Genomic DNA, 19971 nt, shown 5'->3' on the forward strand with positions numbered 1-19971 from the left:
GGTACGTGGTTTAGAGGATGATCGTCATCGCGTAGCCGGCCAGCATGGCCGCCAGCAGAATGGTGATCACGAAGGTGGCCAACAGTTTCGGCTTGAACACTGCCGCCAACATCGAGATTTCCGGTGGCGAGGCCCCGGACCCGCCGATCATCATCGCGAAGATCGGGCCGATGGCCACCCCGGCACCCGATAAAGCCAGGGCGACCGGCAGCATCGTCTCCAGTCGGACATACAGCGGGATACCAATCGCCGCAGCCAGTGGAATCAGCCACCAGACGTTTCCACCGGCCATAAATCTCAGGCCGTCTTCGGGCACAACCCCGTAGATGAATGCACCGATGGCCACGCCGATGATCATCGGAAGGAGCATGGGGCGAAGATCGTCCCATGCCTGACGGATTGCTGCCGGGGTTTCTTGTTTGATTCCACGCCACGGGGTCCCGTCCAGCTGGCGCCCGCCCTTGACCTTGACCTTGCGCAGCTGGTCTTCCATGCCCAGCGCGGTCCAGACCCAGGGTGCTCCCAGCGACAGCAGCACCATGATCACTGCGTAGCTGATCGCGACCTGCCAGGTAAGGGTCAGCCAGATCCCGCCGACGATAACCGGGTTGAGCAGCGGCGAAGCGATCAGGTAGGTCACGGTGGTACGAAAGGCCACCCCGGCTTTAAGCATGCTGACAAACATCGGGATCGTCGAACAGGAACAAAACGGAGTGATCGCCCCCAACGCCAGTCCCTTGACCTGACCGGGAACCGCTCCACCAGCCATCCAGCTCTGCAACCGCTCCGGGCCGAAGCGCCGGTTGATCAACGCGACCACATAGGAGATCACCAGAAACAGCAGGAGCAGTTCGACCAGGAGGGTAGCGAACGTGCCGAGCGCGCTAATCAGCATCAACGACCTCGTTTCTCAGGGAGGTGTCCGTGCAGCAGGCGCGTTGTCCCTCCGGCGTCAACGTCGCCAGGTGCGCCAGCCAGCGCACCGGATCAGCCAGCTGAGCACAACACACCGAATTCAGCGTGGCACGACCCGTCGGCTCCGAGTCCACCAGTCCGGCCTTGCGCAGGGCAGCCAGATGATGGCTAACCAACGCCTGACTCATCCCGGTGACCTCATGGAGCTGGCGGTTGGTCATCGACTTCTCCGCCAAGGTGAGCAGGATCGTCAACCGGTTTTCATCCGACAGCGCGGACAGGGTGGGCACGAGTAACTGGGCCCGCTCGGCGGGACTGAGATCCGACGCGGGGATGGATAAGGAAATCTCTGTAAGCATACTCCAACATTAACAAGCGGTTACTTGTATTTCAAGCGATGGTTTAAACGTCGGAAAAGGGGACCCTTCCCGCCTTTCCCGAGTACCTCACTTCTAAGGAAGCGAGACACCATTAACGACAATAGATTGAAAATACATAGCCCCAGGAGGAGCATATCTCACAAGTCACACTCCAAAAGAACAGTTTTGAATTACAAACGCCCTCGCAAACATCATGTGAACTTGCCTCCGAAAATTGGACTGGTTTAACTCTAGGCGGTTAGGGTTTCAAGGGTCTGACTCCGATATTGCATCGGGGCCAGGCCCTTGAGTCGTTGTTGGAGTTGTACCACTGGATGTACTCGTCGACTGCAGCGGTGAACAAAGCTATTCAAGTCTCAGAAAAACGGCCACCTCGTCTATCCAACAGTTTATAACTGGCCGAAGAGACGAGGTGACCTATACGACTTAGCTTCGGCAAATCGATATTTGCATAGTTCTTAGTCGGGTATGACGGGTAGTTGAACCACTTGTACCCCTGCCTGGTCAACGACCGAATTAATTACCTCCTGTTGCGCATTGGCTCGTCGTAACAGGAACGGTGAGGAGGTCTCGGTTGCAGGGAGCGACTGGTTGATTACCCATGCCCACGGCTCAATACCTGCTCGCGACAGGTCAGCTGCGAGGGATTGCGCCTCGAGCATTGGCGTGGTTTCTGGCAGTGTCACGAGGATTGGCCGGGTCACTTCCGCATTTTGCAAGTGTTGGAGCGTGGTCGCAGAATCGTCACGTCCAGATTGACGCATGAGTTCGCGGTGGTAGGACCCAGTGGCGTCCAGTAACAGCAGGGTGTGCCCGGTGGGGGCGGTATCGAGGACAACCCACTGGTTTTCGGCCGTTGATACGACCTCAGAAAATGCGTTGAAAACGGCCACTTCTTCTGTACATGGGGAGCGCAGGTCTTCCTCCAACTGTGCGTACCCGTCGGCATCGAGAGAAGCGCCTTTGCTGGCGAGCACTTCTTCTCGGTAGCTAGCCGTCACCGCGTCAGGATCGATAGACGACACCGTCAAACCTTTGACGCTGTCTTCGAGGGAACCATCGAGGTGATTCGCAGGGTCCGTGGTGGACAGATGTACCGGCTTGCCGCGCTTAGCGAGCTCCAATGCCAGCATTTGCGCCACGGTGGTTTTGCCAACCCCACCTTTGCCCATGCACAAGACGAGTTTCGGTTTCCCCTCTGCTAGCTCATCCACCAGATTGGATAAATCAACGTGCGAATTTGAAACGGACTGCGTCAAGCCCGGCTCTAGGGCGCGACCCGCGTTCGAACTTTCATTATCGTCAGGCTCGCCTAGGTGTAATAGGCCGTCTACCCCCATCACCGGGTTAGCCTTCAACTCGAGCCGTACCGTTGGAATACTATTGATCGCGCTCAGCTCAGGATTTGCGGCAAGGCCATCAAGTAATGCCTGCTCCCTGGCATAAATTGACTCCGACAGCTGATCAGTAGCGGCGCCTACTGGCAGGATGCCATTGATCACCAACAGTGCCGGTTCGATTCCCATCTCAAGTAGTTCACCGGTGGAACGGTTAGCTTCCTGCAGAGTCGAGATTTGAGCTCTGGCCACCAGAACCAGTGAAGTTTGTGCCGGGTCAGACAGAGCGGCGACCGCCTCGTGATAGGTTTGCCGATTCTTCTCCAGCCCCGACATCGGCCCCAGACACGAGGCATCGCCCGCGCCTTTATCAATGAAACTTGACCAATCGCCAGGCAAGGACAGTAACCGCAGAGTGTGTCCGGTCGGAGCGGTATCGAAAATGATGTGGTCATAGCGGCTAGTAATGTCTTCGTTAGTTAGATAATCGACGAATCGATTAAAGCTAGCGACTTCAACGGTGCAGGAACCGGACAAGGTTTCTTCGGTTGTTGCTAGCACCTCGGGTGGCAGCAAGCCACGAACCGGCCCCAGGATAGATTCGCGATACCGCTCCGCTTCTGCTTCCGGGTCAATCTCTACCGCATCAAAGCTGGTAGCGCCGGGCACAAGGTCGGTTAGCTCTGCTCCGCCCGATCCGATCTCACGGCCGAATACCTGCCCAATGTTCGAGGCTGGATCAGTTGACACTAGCAGCACTCGTTTACCTTCACCTGCCGCACGGGTGGCTAGAGAGCAAGCAACCGTGGTCTTTCCGACTCCACCTTTACCAGTGAAAAACGCAAACTTGGTGCTCAGCTCAGGAAGGGACACTAGCAGCACCCACTTTCGCCACAGCAGCCAGACTCAACGACGGGCAAAGTGGTCTTTTCCTCCAAGGATACCCCGGCGAATTGACGGAGCTGATCAACGTGCGGGTAAGAACCAGTAGCAACGATAGTGCCATCGACCACAGTAACTGGCAGGCCGTCTGCACCCGCCACCTCGACATATGCGCGAACTGGCTCGCACGTCGCAAAATCAGTAGGGGCAGACGCCAGATTATGCCTAGTCACGATAATACCCTCCTTTTCCAAAGCGGTCAACGCTGCATTGAAATCAACGAGAGCTTGGTCTACGTCGGTTCCGCAGACCCCAGAAGAACAGCACAAAGCCGGTTCATAAATATCGATTTGACGCACAATTAACTCCTTACATTTCGATGGTTGCCGTACTGACTCGAACTCTATCACGTTTCGATGTTTATCGAAACGTGATAGAGTTCTTGCATGACCAACCAATATGCTCCGAATTGCTGCCCCGCACCTGCAGTTGCCGACGAAGGACGGTGTCGGGACGTGACGAGTATTTTTGCGGCACTTAGTGATGTCACGCGGCTGCAAGTGGCTCTGTTCATATACCGCTGTTCACCGAACCCGGTGTGCGCATGTTCATTTCCCGAGGTTTTTAATATCAGCCGGTCAACCATTTCGCACCATCTCACCAAGCTGGTAAATGCTGGCATATTAGGCCGTGAACAGCAGGGTAAGTGGGCCTACTATTCGATTGCTTCGGACTTTGATACTCAATTCCTTGACGTTGTCGCTAAACACGTGCCTCAACAAACCACACGCCGAAAGGAAGCCGCCGTGACCAAAATCTTTTTCGCCTGCAGACAAAACGCTGGTCGCTCACAAATGGCAGCTGCCATTGCGCAAGAACTAGCAACATCTGACGTGAGCATCATGAGCGCAGGCACCGAACCGGCTGAGGAAGTACACCCCGAGGTACGCGACGCCCTCGCCGAAATTGGGTTAGAGCCGTTTGCGCAGCCAGAAAAACTGGATCCGGCAAAAGTGAAGATGGCCGATTGGGTGATCACGATGGGATGTGGCGAATCATGCCCAATTTTCCCCGGAACCCACTATGAAGACTGGGAGGTCGCTGATCCGTCGGGGGAACCCACAGAGGTCGTACGCGAAATCCGCGACGATATTACCAAGCGCGTAAAAGAGTTGTTGAGCCGAATTCCTTAAGGAAAATCTGCGCACCCCTAAGGGGGTGCTGTTGCAAAGTTGGGCGGAGAGCCGAGACGACCCAGTTTCTCATTTCCTGATGGCCGCTGCGTGCCGGCGTTCTCAGGCCGTCTCGAAGACCCGGTTGACGATCACCGCGTCCGGATTGGGGTGCCCATAAGCAAACATCGTGCCCTGACCTTTCCGTAATGAATGCATCGCTTCCATCCCTTTCAACGTCCGGTAGGCGGAAATTCGGTTTTTGAACGCCCCCTTCGGTCCCAGGATTCTTTTAAGTCGGCCATGATCTCCCTCGAGAACGTTGTTCAGGTATTTCACCTGCCGGTGCTCCACCGTCTGAGGGCAGATTCCCTCCGCCTTCAGCTCGGATATTGCCTTGGCCAGAGCTGGTGCCTTGTCGGTGTTGATGACCCGCGGGGACCCGGCTGTCGTATTCGATCGCAGCGTCTTGGCCAGGAAACGCTTGGCCGCAGCCACATTCCGTTTTGGTGAGAGGTAGAAGTCTAAGGTCTGCCCACCGGCGGTAATAGCCCGGTAGAGATAGCACCACGTACCGCCGACCCAGATATAGGTCTCATCCACCCGCCAGGACCGGGCCTGCCAGTCGGGTACCTGCCGGTACCAGCGAGTGTGCTTATCCAGCTCAGGGGCGTATTTCTGCACCCAGCGGTAGATCGTGGTGTGATCGACTGGCACACCCCGCTCGATCATCATTTCTTCGAGGTCGCGGTAGCTCACGCCGTAGCGGCAGTACCACCGCACCGCCCACAGGATGATGTCACGGGGGAAATGCCGACCGGAGAAGATGCCCATGGCTCTGATTATTTCACGCCGGTCTTTCTACTGCTCCAACTTTGCAACAGCACCTTATAGGCTCAGTTTTGGTTGCGAGTGCTGTGGTGGCAACTGTCAGTCCAGAGGCCAAGAAGCTTTTGGCTCAAAATGCACCAAAGGTATTATCCTCAACCGCCAAAATGTTACTTCCAGGTAAGAAATAGTCCCTATTTATAGATAGCTCCTGGCGGTTAATCCTGTCATCCTGGCTCTCGTCGAGCTGCAACTCTCGCATAGCGTGGTTGCTAAGGAGGTGTGCCCAATTGGATTACAAGTACCTACACACTTGATCGGTGCTGCACGTTTCAGGGTCCGGGTGTGCGGCGTCCTGTCTGAGGTCCGCGATAGTGTCGCGCAGCACGGAGAGCTGCGCGATCTGCTGCTCGATCTCAGCGAGGCGCACGTCAAGCAGGTCGCGCACGTGCTCGCAGGGCGCCTGGCCGCCGTCGCGGATGTCGAGGATCTGGCGGATCTGGGCGAGGGTCAGCCCGGCGGCCTGGCCCCGGTGGATGAACCCGACCCGACCCACGGCATCCTCGGCGTAGTCCCGATAGCCGGAGGCCAATCGCTCGGCCGGAGGGAGCAGCCCCGACTCCTCGTAGAACCGCAGGGTCTTGGTCGTGGTTCCGGTTGCTTCCGCAAGCTGTCCGATCCTCATGTTCGCCGATTCCCCTTCCAATGGCCACCACACTTGACCTTCCATTGTACTGGAAGGTTCACAATGGTTCCATAGGAACTTTTGAACCACAGGGAAGAGACATCTGGAATGACAAACGAAAAGTTCGATCTGGCGATTATTGGTTCCGGCGGCGGAGCGTTTGCGGCCGCGATCCGGGCCACCGGACTGGGCAAGCGCGTCGTGATGGTGGAGCGCGGCACCGTGGGCGGGACATGCGTGAACACGGGCTGCGTCCCGTCGAAGGCGCTCCTGGCTGCCGCGGAGGCCCGCCACGTGGCGTTGGATTCGGCCCGCTTCCCTGGGGTGGCGGCCTCGGCGGGCCCGGTGGACATGCCGGCCCTGATTCAGGGCAAGGCCGCGCTGGTTGAAAGCATGCGCACGGAGAAGTACGTCGATCTGGCCGCGGACTACGGGTGGACGATGATCTCGGGGGACGCGTCGTTCACCGGAACCCAGGACGCACCGCTGCTCCGGGTGATCTCCCCGGATGGTGCAGTGAGAACGATCGAGGCCGGGCACTACCTCGTGGCCACTGGCTCCGCACCCTACGTGCCGCCCGTTCCCGGACTGGCCGAGGCCGGGTACCTGACCTCGACGACGGCGATGGAACTGGACGAGGTGCCCGAATCAATGCTGATCCTGGGCGGAGGCTATGTTGCCCTGGAGATGGCACAGCTTTTCTCCCGGCTGGGCTCCCGGGTGACCATGCTGGTCCGTTCCCGGTTGGCCTCGCAGGAGGAACCGGAGGCATCCAAGGCGTTGGCGGGGGTGTTCGCCGACGAGGGGATCCGGGTGGTCCGGCGGGCCATGGCCGACTCCGTGGCCTCCGGCCCGGACGGGGTCTCGGTGACGGCAAACGTGGCCGGGGGCGAGGAGGTGTTCCGCGCTTCCCGCATCCTCGTGGCACTGGGCCGCCGCCCGGTGACCGAGGGACTGGATCTTGACGCCGTCGGGGTGAAGACCGGCGCATCCGGCGAGATCGTGGTCGATTCCCGCCTGGCCACGTCCAACCCGCGGGTTTGGGCCGCCGGGGACGCGACCGGCCATCGGGAGTTCGTTTACGTCGCAGCGGCCCACGGCGCCCTGGCCGTGGACAATGCGTTCACCGATGCCCTGGCCGAGGTCGACTACCGGCACCTGCCCCGGGTCACCTTCACCAGTCCCGCCATCGGGGCGGTCGGGATGACGGAAAAGGAAGCTGTCGCCGCCGGGATCAGCTGCGAGTGCCGGGTCCTCCCCCTGGAGTACGTGCCGCGAGCCGTGGTCAACCGCGACACCCGCGGCTTCATCAAGGTTGTCGCGGACCGCGACACCGGACGGATCCTGGGCCTCTCCGCGGTGGCCAAGGACGCCGGGGAAATCGCCGCCGCCGGCGTCTACATCCTCGAAGCGGGCATGACCACCGCGCAGGTCGCCGCCGCCTGGAGCCCCTACCTGACGATGGCCGAGGGCATCAGGATCGCCGCCAAGGCCTTCACCACCGACGTCTCCAAGCTCTCCTGCTGCGCCTGAGCTGCAGCCCCCACTACCGAAGCAAAGGAATGCCATGACCGCCACCGACCAGGCCCTCACCTATCTGTTGTCCCTCGAGCACCACCGCACCGACCACGGCACCGCCTGAGTCCCCATCCCCATTCCTGGAAGGAACCACCAGACACCATGACATACCCGAGATCCCGCCGTTCTCTGTCCGTTCCCCGGCCCAGGCACCTCGCCTCCGCCCTGTTTCTGGCAGCGGTCATGGCACTGACAACCGCCTGCGCCAGCTCACCGAGCGGCCCGTCGGCCGCGCCAGGCGGTTCGTCGCCCGACGCGGCCGGTGCCGTTGCTGTTACGGTCTCCGACATTGACGGCACTACCCGGACCATCCCGGACGGTAAGCCCGCAGCACTGTTCTTCTTCTCTGTCGGATGCGGTGAGTGTGTGGAAGGGGCCGATTCCCTGAACAAGGCCTCCACGGCCCTGGGAAGCTCGGCCGACTACCTCCTAGTGGACGTGGACCCCCGAGAACCGAAGGAGACCATCAACGGATTCCGCGATTACATCAAGGCCCCTGAGCTCCCTGCCGTCATCGACACCGGGGCCACACTGACCACCCGGTACAAGGTCACCTCCATAAGCACCCTGGTGGTGGTCGACGCGAAGGGCGACGTTACCTTCCGGGCCACCGACCCGTCTGCGGAAAAGATCCAAGAAGAACTCACCAAGGCCGGTGCCCAATGACAGCCCTGCTTGCCCTGGCCTTCGCCGCTGGAATGATTGCCCCGGTCAATCCCTGCGGTTTCGCCCTCCTGCCCGCCTGGATAGCCCAGACCATCGGGGACGCCCGGACGCGCCCGCTCGCGCTGCGTCTGGCCCACGGGCTCCGGGCCGGGCTCGCGCTCAGCCTCGGCTTCGCCGGGACCCTGGCAGCCTTCGGGCTGATCGTCAGCGCGGGCGCCAGGACCCTGATCAGCGCAGCGCCCTGGCTGGGAATGGCCACCGGGGTGATCCTTCTCCTGCTGGGCCTGGCCATGCTCACCGGACTCACACCACGGCTCCGTCTGCCGGCCTGGGCCACGAAACCCCGCACACAAGAAGCCGCAGGGGCAGGTCACAAAACCGGGCGCATGGTGGCCTTCGGGGTCGGATACGCCGCAGCATCCCTCGGCTGCACCCTCGGGGTGTTCCTGGCCGTGATCGCCCAAGCCCAGGCCGTCGCCAGCTACGCCGGGCTGCTCGCGGTCTTCGCCGCCTACACCGCAGGCTCGGCCACTGTCCTGATGCTCGTTTCGGCAGGCACGGCCATCGCCGGGGCCGCCCTCGGGCGAAGAATCACCGGCCTGGCCAAGCACAGCAACCGCATCGCCGCCTTCATCCTCACCATAACCGGCGCCTACCTCAGCTGGTATTGGTATCCCGCCGCCACCGGCGGAACCGCACAGGCCAACAGCCTCGCCGTATGGTCAGCCGCCGCCAGCGCCTGGATCAGCGACAACAGCACCCTGATTGCAGCCCTCGCCGCAGCCGTGGTGCTCGCATCGGCATTGGCCGCCCTCAACCGGCGCAGGAGACTGCGCATCAGACAGGGAACGCCGCCCACAGGCGAGGGCCCCGGGCAAAGCGGGGAACCCGACTGCTGCACACCAACTCCGGACAACAACTCGACCGAGGACCGGCCAGGCACGATCCCGTAGCTGGCCGAGGACTCCCAAAAAGCAATGGGGAGAGGGAACCTTGCCCATCTTCTGGCAAACGAGGCGCCCGCCTATCAGGACAGGTTGGTACAGCGGCATCAGGCCGGAAGTCAATTCGTGCAGAGGACTTCGGGCAGTCCGTCAGGAGCCCTCTGTACCGCCTCCGCAATGACGGGAACGTCAGTGTGGTGGACTTCGGAAAGCCACAGTGACACCCACTAGTTGTACTCGACCGTGACGTTGGTGGCACTTTCGGTCTTGTGAAATAGCTAGGCCTCCTGGCTTAGTGGAGCTGTCTAGTTCTTCACTGCCAGGAGGCCTCTATGCCCAACGGTAACGCCCGCTTGACCACGCATGCGAGAGCGTTGCTGGTGGCCAGGCAAGCTCATCCATATCGATGTGAAGAAACTCAGCCGCATCCCCGACAGCGGCGGTTGGCGAGTCCACGACCGATCCGCGACCGGAAGACCCGATCGGGTTCGACCACGTCCATGCCGCTGTCGATGACCACACCCGACTCGCTTATATGGCCCACTAGCGGTCGCGGAGCGTCCTGAAAACCTAAAGTTTTATGAGACACCCGGCAGGAACTGGAATGTGAGACCGTTTCATGGGGCAATTGGCCTCCTCCCCGTCTCACTAAAGCGTCTCGCCCTAAGTTGTCGCAGGGTGGTGCTCGGTAGGGGTTTGTGAGGCATAATCGAGACATGAGGCTTTGGGGTACACCCTATTGTTACGCCGGTCTGTCACAGAATGTTGCCTGTAAAATAGGGTCACTTCGGCCATTGTTTTACATGTTCCTAGTGAGATCTGGGCCTTATGTTTGCAGATGGGGGTGAGTGTAGTGTCGGCAGCTAAAGATCCCGGTTCGCATGGGCAGCGAGTGGACTATATCCGTGTTTCGACAGTAGAGCAGAAAAATCAGCACCAGAAAAAATACTAAGCGCTTCCGGCAGGATTGACCGGTTCTTTGAGGATATGATTTCCGACCGCATCAAGAATGATTAAAGGATGGAGCCAATATTCAGATCCAACGGTAGCGTTTGCTGCATGGATAACCGACAATTCAGTCCGAAATATGCAGGGTAATACTATTGCTTTCATCAACAAAGAACATGTGTTTTCTCCTAGTGGTATAACCTTAAGACGCTTTATCAACGGGTGCTTCTTGGACTTGAGCGGTAGTGCCGTCGCCGCACTCATGCATTCAAGCACCGGCCCTCAGAAACCCGTCCTTTCGGTTCCTCCTATTCCCCCAATCCCATCCATCTCTCCTATTCCCTCTATCGAACCAGTGCAGCCCGTATGGCCGATCCCTCCATTGAGAGGGTCCTCTACCAAATGGGAAGACTTTATAGGGGCCTAGTTGCCGTCAGTGCAGTGGCACTTCACCGAAACATCGAAATTAACCTCTGTTAAGCTCAGCCGAACTTCACCAATCGTAAGAGACTTTCACCCCTGAGGGCACTCTAAACATCCGAAGCCTTACTCCACCGCCCCCGCGAGTGAAACGAAAGCCATCGTTCCTTACATATCTCCAACCACAAGGCTCTAGAGGACTCCTAGAGTGTCAGCGCACCTTTTACCGTTTTCAGCAGAGAGTTTACGACGGCATCCCGATGCCCATCAATGGTTTCTATGATTCAGGATTTGTGGTCCCGCTATGGCGTTTCGCAAGTTCATTAGCTAGCTCAGCAATGATTTTTACGGCTTCTGGAGGATGAGTGATCCAGATGTGGTCCCCAAATTGAAGTAATTGCCTTGCCCCCTGAATATCCGCATATCCCACCACGATACGGACAAAGTCTTCGTCCACGGATTCTTGATGGATAAGCCGTGATCCTAAAATACGAGATGCCATATCAAGCCTATTCGCTCGAAGAAGTGCGGTGATACGAACTGGCATGTTCCCTTCCAATTGCGCAACAAGCTGCGCCCACACCCTTGCCAAACTTTGTCCTGGACGAAGCTGAGCAGCTTGACCTAAAACGCGAAAGGTTTCCAAGCGCGAAACTGCCAACATCCTTGGTTCCCCATCGATATCGACGACCAAGTACCAATTGCTACCCTTGTGCACAAGCCCATAAGGGTCAGCCACAGCTCGTTGCCGCTTCTTGTTCCCACTTCGGCGGTACAACACCTCAATTCGAGCTTCATTCCGTACAGCCTCTAGCAGACCTTCTAAGTCGCTTTGGGTTTCATTGCTAAACCAGCCACTGGAATCAAGTAGAACCTTCTTGTCCAAATTATGAGTATCGGACGCTTTCGAGAATGAGACTGCGTTCATTTTCTTCTGCAACAAGGCGATGTCCTGGGCAAAACCCAAGTGTGCGAGTGAATCTGCCCCCACACCCAGAACCCTCAGCAGCTGAATCTCAGTCGGATCCAAGCGAGAAGCGTTCAACCGAGAACGCCTATCGAGCACAATCCCACCATGAATACCTTGCTCCGTATAAACAGGTATCCCTGCGGCCGAGAGCGCATCAACGTCACGCAGTATTGTGCGCTGCGAAACTTCAAAATGTGACGCCAACTCGGCAGACGTAGCACGGCCTCGTGTTTGCAACAACAAGAGCATAGACAACAGTCGCGCCGATCTCATGCCCCAATTATCGCCGGAACCAAAATATTTTCGGATTATGACACTCTTTGTCAGGTTTGTTTGGTCCAATGCTCTTTGGCCACGTAAACAACACCACTCACCGAGAGGAGAATGGCAGTGCCAGCCCCCAATCTTTTTCTGACTTATGTCTCTGATGTCGAGACCTCGACTGCCTTCTACAGCGATTTATTCGACATGCAGCCATCGTTCATCAGTCCTCGATATGTAGCATTCGAAATTTCACAGGATGTCCTGTTTGCTGTATGGACCGGCCATAACACCCACATGGAGAAACAAGCACCGCGAACGAGCGAAATAGGTTTGATGTTGGATGGACCGGCAATCCGCATTGATGAGACATACCGTCTATGGAAATCAAAAGGAGTCCAAATTGTGCAGCCACCCTACGATGACGTCTTCGGCCGCACCTTCGTAGTTGCTGACCCTGATGGAAACCTTATCCGCGTCAGCCCAGTCGATTAATTCTTAAATCGGGATTCAACAGCTAGGAAATCCTCCAACACCCCAAGGAAAACATCTCAGTTGGAGGATTCCAATTGCCCCGAATCAGGATCTAAAGCCAGGGCGTCAGATCAAAATAACAAGCAAAATGCCTTGTTGATACGTTCGAAAACAAAAGTACGAAAGCCGAGAGCGGGAGTTCGGATGTAAATCCCCACACTTACAATCCTCGACCGCCAAAGTTGAGAAAAACAAAGAAACCGGAGGTCACGAACCCTTTCGAGTTTGTTACCTCCGGTGTCGCAGTTTGTACAACTGCTCATGGTGCCCGGGGCGGGACTTGAACCCGCACGTCCTTATCGAACACTGGCACCTGAAGCCAGCGCGTCTGCCAATTCCGCCACCCGGGCAGGGTGTGGATGTCTTAGCGACTTGATAAAGATACCACGAATGCTGCTCAGAACTACAAATCGGCAGGAAAAATAAACTATTTCGGGGAAGGAGCAGCGAAATTTCTGGGAACTTTCGCGTCGCCATCTACGTTTCGAGGGGGTGAACAAACTATACTGATCGCTACTGATCGCTGCATGGTGGAAAGGAGAATAGCTCGTGGCGTTTTTAGAAAAGCTGGCGAAGCTGGACTCCGCCATGCAACGCGGCCTTGATAACGGCATGGCCCTTGTCTTCGGCGGCAAGGTCGTTCCCGCGGAAATTGATGAGCTTTTGAAGCAAGAGGCTCAGGACAATCTCGCGCGCGGCGACGATGACAATCTTTATAGTCCGAACGTAATGACTGTGGGTGTCTCCTCCAAGGATTTGGAGAACTTGTCGCAGGATCGCAATGTGCCGGCCGATTGTGCAGACCAGTTGACGCGCTTTATTCGCAATAGCGGATGGTCCCTCGCGGGCCCCGTGATTGTGCGAGTGGCCGAAGAATCTGGTTTGCGCACGGGTCAGCTTCGCGTGTCCTCGTTTATTGATCACGAGCCCACGGAAGAGACCGGATTTGAGGCTATTTTCCACGACTTTGATGGTCAGGAGGACCAGATGACCGAGCAGCACGAGAATACGGCTGATGACGCGGTAACTACCGCTTTCATTGCTCCAGATAGTCAACCCGCTCCGCAGCCACAGGGCCCCGCAGTCAACCTGATGCTGCAGGATGGCTCCTCGCGCGTCTATCACGTGCAAGAAGGCTCCAATATTATCGGCCGCAGCAACGACGCCGACCTGCGGCTTCCGGATACGGGCGTATCCCGTCAGCACGCGGAAATCACCTGGAACGGCCAGGATGCGGTTCTGGTGGATTTGCAGTCCACCAACGGCACCACCGTGAATGAAACGCCGATTGATAATTGGCTGCTTGCCGATGGCGACGTGATCACCATGGGCCATTCCCACATCGAGGTCCGCATCACGGGCCTTGATTCGCACAGCTACTAAGTTCAGTTAAGGAAGGGAGGTCGCCATGGATGCAGTCATCATGCTGGCGCTTCGCATCGGCTTGTTGGCTCTGCTCTGGATTTTTATCCTGGTGGCCTTAAACGCCATGCGTCGCGATACCAATAAGTCCGCCGGCGCTATCCGCCAACAGTCAAAGAAGGTGGGGGCACCGCGGCGTCGGGAAGCGATTAAACAGCTGTCCATCGTTGAGGGCCCCTTGCAGGGATCCCATATGGAATTGGGCACACTGGAGGATTGCACGCTGGGCCGAGCTTCTGATTGCGATTTTGTCACGGGCGATGATTATTCTTCCGGCCACCATGCCCGGCTATTCCGCCGCGGTAGCGAATGGGTAGTAGAAGATTTGGAATCTCGCAATGGCACTTTTGTCAATGGCGTGCGCATCGACCAACCCGAGGTAGTCGGCGCGGACTCCGAAATTAAGCTGGGCCGCACTACCGTGAGGTTGAACGCATGACACTGAAGCTGAACTTCTTTGCTAAGTCCGATCGCGGCCTCATTCGCGATAATAACGAGGACTCAGGCTACGCCGGTCCTCACCTTTTGATCTTGGCGGATGGCATGGGTGGCCACGCAGCAGGCGAGGTTGCCTCCGAGCTGATGGTCAACCACCTAGAAATCTTGGACCAAAACCCGGGCCAGCAAGACACCACGGCGCTACTAGAAGCGGCCGCTGACCAGGCCAATGAGGCCATCAGTGACCATGTCAAGGCCCACCCAGAAACCGAAGGCATGGGTACCACGCTGACCACCATGCTCTTCAACGGCACGGATTTCGGCGTCTGCCATGTGGGTGATTCCCGCGGATACCTGCTGCGCGACGGCAAACTCGAGCAGATCACCAAGGATGATACCTACGTGCAATCCCTAGTGGATAAGGGCGAACTGGACCCAGGCGATGTCTCGTCGCACCCGCAGAAGTCCCTCATTCTAAAGGCCTATACGGGCCGCCCGGTCGAAGCAACGCTATTTACTCTCGGCGCCAAGCCCGGCGACCGTATCCTGTTGTGCTCCGATGGGCTTTCGGATCCGGTAACCGCCTCCACTATTGAGACCGCACTGGGGCAAGGCAGCATTGAGCAGGCCGGCTCCACCCTAGTGGACCTAGCCATCCGTTCCGGAGGCCCGGATAATGTCACCGTGGTTATCGGTGAAGTAACCGAGGAAAGCCCCCAGGAGCACGAACCATTCCGCGTCGGCGCCCTCGCGGGCCCTACGGAAGACCCAACCCATCCGGATTCTTCCGCCTCGCGGGCGGCACAGCTCTCCCGCAAGCCTCAAGTAATTCCACCGGCCGTCATGTCCGATGGTGAGGAGGAGCGCCCCGAGCCAGCTGATGAAGAAGCGGAGGAGGAAACTTCCGGCCGAAAGACCGGCTGGAAGGTCCTTCTTGCCCTGCTCATCGTCCTCGCACTGGTCATCGGTGCCGGACTGTGGGCAAAGAACTTCTTGTCCAATAATTATTACGTAGCTACCAACGAGGCACAGGAAATCACCATCCAACAGGGTGCTGATTACTCCGTCTTTGGCAAGGAACTACACTCCACGAACCAATACGTGTGCATCAATGACAGCAATTCGCTCCTCTTTTCCGGCGAGCCGTGCAAGGGCGACTTTGCACCGCTAAAGGTTACGGACCTACCGGAATCTGAACGCAGCGCCGTCGACCATCTCTCCACTGGTGATCTGGGTGAGGTGCAGCAGCAAGTCAATGATTTGGGCGATAAGGCGCTCAAGCCATGTATTACTGCGCCGAGCCAAAAAGATAAGAAGGATGCCAAGAAAAACAAGCCTGGCGTCACCTGCCGGGAGGTGTAGGTTGTGAAAAAGTTTTTTAGCCGAGGGACCGAACTCGGCCTGCTCATCCTAGCCGCCATTGTCTTCGCTATTACCCTGGTCAGCCTGGAGCTTTCCCAAGACAACGCTCTGACCATGGACCTGGTTTATCTCATTGGCGGTTTCATTGGCGTCTTTACCGTCGCCCATCTGGTGATGTGCTTCTTAGCACCTTATGCCGATCAGATCATGCTGCCCATCGTGGCGATCCTTAATGGCATCGGGCTCATCATGTTGGCCCGCCTAGATCTGGTCAATGAAAGCGGGCTCGCGGTGCGTCAGGTCATGTGGACCATCGTCGGACTCGTGCTCTTCGTGCTGGTCTTGGCCATTTTGAAGGATCACCGCTCGCTGACGCGCTACTCCTATATCTTGGGTGCCGCAGGCCTTGTCCTGCTGGCCCTGCCGCTGGTATGGCCGCAGCCTGCGGACGTGGAGGCACGCATCTGGATAAACTTGGGTCCCTTTTCAATCCAGCCCGGCGAGTTCTCCAAGATCTTGCTGATCTTGTTCTTTGCCATGCTGCTGACGCAGAAGCGCTCCCTATTTACCGTGGCGGGATACCGAGTACTGGGTATCTCCCTGCCGCGCTTGCGCGACCTCGCACCCATCCTGATCATTTGGGCCATCGCGATCGTCATCATGGGTATCTCCAATGACTTCGGCCCAGCGCTGCTGCTGTTTAGCACCGTCCTTGGCATGCTGTTTATGGCCACGGGCCGGGTGAGCTGGCTGCTTATCGGCGTTGTCCTCGTCGGTGTAGGTGGTTTCGGTATTTATCAGATCTCCGCGAAAATCCAGCAACGCTTTTCTAACTTCTTAGACCCGCTGGGCAATTATGACGTCACGGGTTTCCAGCTCTCCCAGTCGCTATTCGGCTTGTCTTCCGGCGGCATCTCTGGCAGCGGCTTGGGCGAGGGGCATCCAGAACTCGTTCCGGTGGCCCACTCGGATTACATCCTTGCCGCAATAGGTGAGGAGTTCGGCCTCATTGGCCTTGCCGGCGTACTGGTGCTTTTCGGTATGCTGGCCATCCGCGGCTTTGGCACTGCGCTGCGCACCCGCGATACCTATGGCAAGCTGGTGGCTTCCGGTCTTTCTCTTACCTTGGCAGTCCAGGTCTTTGTGGTCACCGGCGGCATTTCCGCCCTGCTGCCGATGACCGGTTTGACCACGCCGTTCATGTCTGCCGGTGGTTCCTCTCTCATGGCTAACTATGTGTTATTGGCGATCTTGCTGCGGATCTCTAACGCGGCTCGTCGCCCCATGCAGGAGACCTCGAGCAATGCGCCGAGCGATACCTCCATGTTCCCGTCGGTCCAGGAGGCTCACCGATGAATAGATCCATCCGTCTAGTGTCCTTATTCGCCATCATTTTGACGGCCATCTTGCTGGTCAACTTGACGGTGATTCAGGCTTTTTCTGAAGATAAATACGCCCATAATCCGCGGAATATGCGCGGCTTCATGGAAATGCAGACCACCCCGCGCGGACAGATCTTCGCGGGCAATACCGTATTGGCACAGTCGACGCAGAATCCAGACGAGACCTACTCGCGCTCCTACCCCATTGATTCACCGGCCTTTGGCAACTTGACCGGCTACTTGTCGAGCCAATTTGGTGCCTCGGAACTAGAGTCCTCCCAAAATGACATCCTCAATGGCACCGATGATTCATTGATGAAGCAAAACTGGCTCGATGCTCTGGCCGATAAGCCGAAGCAGGGCGCAAATGTAGAGGTCACCATTGATCCTGCACTCCAGCAGGCTGCCTATGATCAGCTTGTGGGCCCGGGTTACGAGGGGTCTGCGGTTGCCATTCAGCCTTCCACCGGCAAGATTCTGGCTATGGCCTCCAACCCTGGCTATAACCCGAATGATCTGATGGGCGATTCCGCTGAAGATGTTTGGGCCAACCTGCAAGAGCAGGAGGGGCAGCCGCTGGTCAACCACGCCGGTGCAGAAACGCTGCCTCCCGGTTCCATTTTCAAGATCATTACCACCGCGGCCGGTCTGAACAACGGTTTTAATCCTTCATCCACCTTGACCGGTTCCAATGTCATTACCTTGCCAGACACGGTGACGGAGCTGACTAACTATGCCAACCAAAAGTGCAACGGCCAGGATGCGGTAACCCTGCAGACCGCCTTTGCGCTGTCGTGCAATACCGCTTTTGTGGAGATGTCGGAGCAGCTCGGCGCAGATGAGTTGCGCAAATATGCCAAGGCCTTTGGCGTGGGAGAAAACTATGACCTGGGCGTCTCCACCTCCGCCGGTACCTTGGGCGATTTGCCGGATGGGGCGGCCACGGCGCAGTCCGCCATTGGTCAGCGCGATGTCACCATGACCGCGCTGCAAGCAGCTGTTATGGCGGGCACCGTGGCCAATAAGGGCACCCGCATGCAGCCCTACCTGGTCAATCGCATTACCGACGCCCAGATGAAGGACATCCGCACCACCAAACCAAAGAAGGCGGACCAGGCGGTTAACGAGGAAACTGCGGCTACGCTTACTGATTTGATGTATGCCTCGGAGCGTTCCTCCGCTGGATATGATGGCAATGGCTTTGCTTCCAAGACCGGTACCGCTGAGCATGGCGAGGGCCTAGCCCCGCACGTGTGGTACGTCGCCTTCGATCCGGAGCGGGATATCGCAGTGGGCGTCGTGGTAAAAAATGGTGGTAACTTAGGTGAGTCCGCGACAGGCGGCAAGGTTTCCGGCCCAATTGGCCGCGCTATCCTGCGCGCATACCAGGGGGAGCAGTAATGAATAGCGCCGAGAATAAGGAACATCTCCAGGCACTGATTGGCAGCGACTACGAGCTGCAGTGGGTAATCGGCCACGGCGGAATGTCCACCGTGTGGTTGGCCGATGACACCCGCAATGATCGGGAGGTCGCGCTCAAGGTTCTACGCCCGGAGTTTTCCGATAACCAAGAGTTCCTCTCGCGTTTCCGCAACGAAGCAAAATCGGCCGAATCTATTCAGTCCGAGAACGTGGTAGCCACCTATGATTACCGCGAGTTGGAAGACAACGGCCGCAAATTCTGTTTCATGGCCTTGGAATACGTCCGTGGCGAATCCCTTGCAGACCTGCTGGCGCGCGAAAATACGCTGCAGGAGGAGCTGGCTCTCGACGTCCTCGAGCAGGCTGCGCATGGCCTGTCCATCATCCACCGCATGGAGCTCGTGCACCGCGATATTAAGCCCGGCAACTTGCTCATTACGCAAAATGGCCAGGTCAAGATCACGGACTTTGGCATTGCCAAGGCAGCCGCAGCCGTGCCGCTGACTCGCACCGGCATGGTGGTAGGCACCGCACAGTATGTGTCTCCCGAGCAAGCACAGGGAAAGGATGTGACGCCGGCTTCCGACGTCTATTCACTCGGCGTCGTTGGCTATGAAATGCTCGCCGGCAAGCGTCCCTTTACCGGAGATTCCTCCGTGTCCATCGCCCTGGCGCATATCAATCAGGAGCCGGATCCGCTATCGACAAATATCAGCGCCCCGGCGCGCGAGCTCATTCGCATTGCGTTGCGCAAGGATCCGGCCACCCGCTACGCCGATGGCAACGAGTTCACTCTAGCCATCTCCGCAGTCCGCTTGGGCAAGCGCCCGCCACAGCCCAAGTCCGCACCGCTAGCGCAGCGCGCACCAGAACCATCGCCGTCCGCCTCGACGGAGATGTTGGGCAACGTTGCCCAACCCACCACGATCCATCCGGCAGCGGGAACCGCTCCAGTTAAGGAATCGAAGGGTGGCTCCTCCTTTCTGAAGGGCCTGGGCATCACCTTGCTCCTCGCGGCCTTGGCCGGCGGTGGTTACCTCGCCTACCAGCAGCTAAGCGATAGCGAGGGAACGAGCGCACCCTCCAGCACGCCGGAAACCTCGGTGGTTACGGAGTACCGCGATCCCACCACCACCCACCAAGACACCCCGGACGAAGATACGGAAGAGGCCCCAGCACCGGTGACGGTGACAGAGACCGAGCCGCAGGAGACGGAGCAAGAAGAGACTCCGCGTACTACTCACCGTGAGACACCCACGCGCCACTCGCCCACCCACCAACAGCAGCCCCCGGCCCTACCGACGCAACAGAATCCGCAGGATACGCACGTTGAAAACACACCTGAGCTGGATACTCCAGTAAACTCGCAGGCTAATGAGCTCCCCGGAGACTTGGCTGATTTACTGACACAGGAGGGTGACTAAG

Annotated in this window: 19 protein-coding genes, 1 tRNA gene and 2 pseudogenes; 13 read left to right on the forward strand and 9 right to left on the reverse strand. The window is 57.9% G+C overall.

The genetic code is table 11. From position 1 onward, the window contains the following. Positions 1-10 precede the first annotated feature (10 nt). From QP990_RS07580 to arsD, 5 genes and pseudogenes are all read right to left on the reverse strand, one after another. Positions 11-895: a permease gene (locus tag QP990_RS07580; RefSeq protein ID WP_239207746.1), complete on the reverse strand. Its 885-nt coding sequence runs from the start codon at positions 893-895 to the stop codon at positions 11-13. Then, positions 885-1274: a helix-turn-helix transcriptional regulator gene (locus QP990_RS07585; RefSeq protein WP_003849997.1), complete on the reverse strand. Its 390-nt coding sequence runs from the start codon at positions 1272-1274 to the stop codon at positions 885-887. The genes QP990_RS07580 and QP990_RS07585 overlap by 11 nt, the downstream gene beginning before the upstream one ends. Before the next feature lie 251 nt (positions 1275-1525). Continuing rightward, positions 1526-1635, reverse strand: a pseudogene (locus QP990_RS07590) (IS3 family transposase); the annotation flags it as partial. Positions 1636-1753: 118 nt separating this feature from the next. Next, entirely contained in the window at positions 1754-3505 is a 1752-nt protein-coding gene (arsA, locus tag QP990_RS07595; protein ID WP_239207745.1) for an arsenical pump-driving ATPase, read from the reverse strand. After that, on the reverse strand, positions 3505-3873 hold the full coding sequence (arsD, locus tag QP990_RS07600; RefSeq protein WP_284798839.1) for an arsenite efflux transporter metallochaperone ArsD: 369 nt from the start codon (positions 3871-3873) through the stop codon (positions 3505-3507). The genes arsA and arsD overlap by 1 nt, the downstream gene beginning before the upstream one ends. 87 nt (positions 3874-3960) lie before the next feature. Between arsD and QP990_RS07605 the strand changes: the two genes are divergently transcribed. Continuing rightward, on the forward strand, positions 3961-4707 hold the full coding sequence (locus QP990_RS07605; protein ID WP_284798841.1) for a metalloregulator ArsR/SmtB family transcription factor: 747 nt from the start codon (positions 3961-3963) through the stop codon (positions 4705-4707). Between the two features lie 102 nt (positions 4708-4809). On the opposite strand, the gene QP990_RS07610 is transcribed toward QP990_RS07605, so the two are convergent. Both QP990_RS07610 and QP990_RS07615 read right to left on the reverse strand, forming a co-directional pair. Next, on the reverse strand, positions 4810-5520 hold the full coding sequence (locus QP990_RS07610; RefSeq protein ID WP_284798844.1) for an IS6 family transposase: 711 nt from the start codon (positions 5518-5520) through the stop codon (positions 4810-4812). A gap of 289 nt (positions 5521-5809) precedes the next feature. After that, a complete protein-coding gene (locus QP990_RS07615; protein WP_004601215.1) occupies positions 5810-6199 on the reverse strand; it encodes a heavy metal-responsive transcriptional regulator in 390 nt (129 codons plus the stop codon). A 108-nt stretch (positions 6200-6307) separates the two neighbouring features. Between QP990_RS07615 and merA the strand changes: the two genes are divergently transcribed. The 5 genes and pseudogenes from merA (at position 6308) to QP990_RS12345 (ending at position 10762) form a co-directional block, all read left to right on the forward strand. Beyond that, the gene (merA, locus tag QP990_RS07620) at positions 6308-7732 is read left to right on the forward strand and encodes a mercury(II) reductase (protein WP_018021797.1); all 1425 of its coding nucleotides are present in this window, start codon (positions 6308-6310) and stop codon (positions 7730-7732) included. 147 nt (positions 7733-7879) lie between these two features. Continuing rightward, on the forward strand, positions 7880-8443 hold the full coding sequence (locus QP990_RS07625; protein ID WP_066530777.1) for a thioredoxin-like domain-containing protein: 564 nt from the start codon (positions 7880-7882) through the stop codon (positions 8441-8443). After that, entirely contained in the window at positions 8440-9396 is a 957-nt protein-coding gene (locus QP990_RS07630; protein ID WP_284798850.1) for a cytochrome c biogenesis CcdA family protein, read from the forward strand. Before QP990_RS07625 ends, QP990_RS07630 begins: the two co-directional genes overlap by 4 nt. 375 nt (positions 9397-9771) lie before the next feature. Further along, a pseudogene (locus QP990_RS07635) lies at positions 9772-9922 on the forward strand (IS481 family transposase); the annotation flags it as partial. 474 nt (positions 9923-10396) lie between these two features. Continuing rightward, positions 10397-10762, forward strand: a complete 366-nt coding sequence (locus tag QP990_RS12345) for a 4-fold beta flower protein (protein WP_396127278.1) — start codon at positions 10397-10399, stop codon at positions 10760-10762. 270 nt (positions 10763-11032) lie between these two features. Here QP990_RS12345 and QP990_RS07640 read toward each other — a convergent pair whose 3' ends face one another. After that, the gene (locus tag QP990_RS07640) at positions 11033-11974 is read right to left on the reverse strand and encodes a YafY family protein (protein ID WP_239207739.1); all 942 of its coding nucleotides are present in this window, start codon (positions 11972-11974) and stop codon (positions 11033-11035) included. A gap of 135 nt (positions 11975-12109) precedes the next feature. Between QP990_RS07640 and QP990_RS07645 the strand changes: the two genes are divergently transcribed. Beyond that, positions 12110-12481: a VOC family protein gene (locus QP990_RS07645; RefSeq protein WP_275434228.1), complete on the forward strand. Its 372-nt coding sequence runs from the start codon at positions 12110-12112 to the stop codon at positions 12479-12481. A gap of 301 nt (positions 12482-12782) precedes the next feature. Here QP990_RS07645 and QP990_RS07650 read toward each other — a convergent pair. Further along, a tRNA-Leu gene (locus QP990_RS07650) sits at positions 12783-12870 on the reverse strand. A 199-nt stretch (positions 12871-13069) separates the two neighbouring features. Between QP990_RS07650 and QP990_RS07655 the strand changes: the two genes are divergently transcribed. The 6 genes from QP990_RS07655 to QP990_RS07680 are packed head-to-tail and all read left to right on the forward strand — an operon-like array spanning position 13070 to position 19970. Beyond that, positions 13070-13903 carry a DUF3662 and FHA domain-containing protein gene (locus QP990_RS07655; protein ID WP_239207738.1) on the forward strand — a complete coding sequence of 278 codons (834 nt, stop codon included), beginning with the start codon at positions 13070-13072 and terminating at the stop codon, positions 13901-13903. Positions 13904-13928: 25 nt separating this feature from the next. After that, positions 13929-14381: an FHA domain-containing protein gene (locus tag QP990_RS07660; protein WP_005329668.1), complete on the forward strand. Its 453-nt coding sequence runs from the start codon at positions 13929-13931 to the stop codon at positions 14379-14381. Further along, positions 14378-15742, forward strand: coding sequence for a PP2C family serine/threonine-protein phosphatase (locus tag QP990_RS07665; protein WP_284798859.1), 1365 nt, complete (start codon positions 14378-14380; stop codon positions 15740-15742). The genes QP990_RS07660 and QP990_RS07665 overlap by 4 nt, the downstream gene beginning before the upstream one ends. Positions 15743-15745: 3 nt before the next feature. Next, positions 15746-17098, forward strand: coding sequence for an FtsW/RodA/SpoVE family cell cycle protein (locus QP990_RS07670; RefSeq protein WP_284798861.1), 1353 nt, complete (start codon positions 15746-15748; stop codon positions 17096-17098). Further along, the gene (locus QP990_RS07675; RefSeq protein WP_049361022.1) at positions 17095-18525 is read left to right on the forward strand and encodes a penicillin-binding transpeptidase domain-containing protein; all 1431 of its coding nucleotides are present in this window, start codon (positions 17095-17097) and stop codon (positions 18523-18525) included. The genes QP990_RS07670 and QP990_RS07675 overlap by 4 nt, the downstream gene beginning before the upstream one ends. Next, on the forward strand, positions 18525-19970 hold the full coding sequence (locus QP990_RS07680; protein WP_259825502.1) for a serine/threonine-protein kinase: 1446 nt from the start codon (positions 18525-18527) through the stop codon (positions 19968-19970). The genes QP990_RS07675 and QP990_RS07680 overlap by 1 nt, the downstream gene beginning before the upstream one ends. Position 19971 lies beyond the last annotated feature (1 nt).

This window comes from Corynebacterium sp. MSK071, assembly GCF_030232125.1.
Classification (GTDB): Bacteria; Actinomycetota; Actinomycetes; order Mycobacteriales; family Mycobacteriaceae; genus Corynebacterium; species Corynebacterium kefirresidentii.

Coding starts and splice junctions, on each gene's coding strand:
- QP990_RS07580 (WP_239207746.1), bottom strand. CDS start 895: ATGCTGATTAGCGCGCTCGGCACGTTCGCTACCCTCCTGGTCGAACTG.
- QP990_RS07585 (WP_003849997.1), bottom strand. CDS start 1,274: ATGCTTACAGAGATTTCCTTATCCATCCCCGCGTCGGATCTCAGTCCC.
- QP990_RS07605 (WP_284798841.1), top strand. CDS start 3,961: ATGACCAACCAATATGCTCCGAATTGCTGCCCCGCACCTGCAGTTGCC.
- QP990_RS07610 (WP_284798844.1), bottom strand. CDS start 5,520: ATGGGCATCTTCTCCGGTCGGCATTTCCCCCGTGACATCATCCTGTGG.
- QP990_RS07615 (WP_004601215.1), bottom strand. CDS start 6,199: ATGAGGATCGGACAGCTTGCGGAAGCAACCGGAACCACGACCAAGACC.
- merA (WP_018021797.1), top strand. CDS start 6,308: ATGACAAACGAAAAGTTCGATCTGGCGATTATTGGTTCCGGCGGCGGA.
- QP990_RS07625 (WP_066530777.1), top strand. CDS start 7,880: ATGACATACCCGAGATCCCGCCGTTCTCTGTCCGTTCCCCGGCCCAGG.
- QP990_RS07630 (WP_284798850.1), top strand. CDS start 8,440: ATGACAGCCCTGCTTGCCCTGGCCTTCGCCGCTGGAATGATTGCCCCG.
- QP990_RS12345 (WP_396127278.1), top strand. CDS start 10,397: ATGATTAAAGGATGGAGCCAATATTCAGATCCAACGGTAGCGTTTGCT.
- QP990_RS07640 (WP_239207739.1), bottom strand. CDS start 11,974: ATGCTCTTGTTGTTGCAAACACGAGGCCGTGCTACGTCTGCCGAGTTG.
- QP990_RS07645 (WP_275434228.1), top strand. CDS start 12,110: ATGGCAGTGCCAGCCCCCAATCTTTTTCTGACTTATGTCTCTGATGTC.
- QP990_RS07660 (WP_005329668.1), top strand. CDS start 13,929: ATGGATGCAGTCATCATGCTGGCGCTTCGCATCGGCTTGTTGGCTCTG.
- QP990_RS07665 (WP_284798859.1), top strand. CDS start 14,378: ATGACACTGAAGCTGAACTTCTTTGCTAAGTCCGATCGCGGCCTCATT.
- QP990_RS07675 (WP_049361022.1), top strand. CDS start 17,095: ATGAATAGATCCATCCGTCTAGTGTCCTTATTCGCCATCATTTTGACG.
- QP990_RS07680 (WP_259825502.1), top strand. CDS start 18,525: ATGAATAGCGCCGAGAATAAGGAACATCTCCAGGCACTGATTGGCAGC.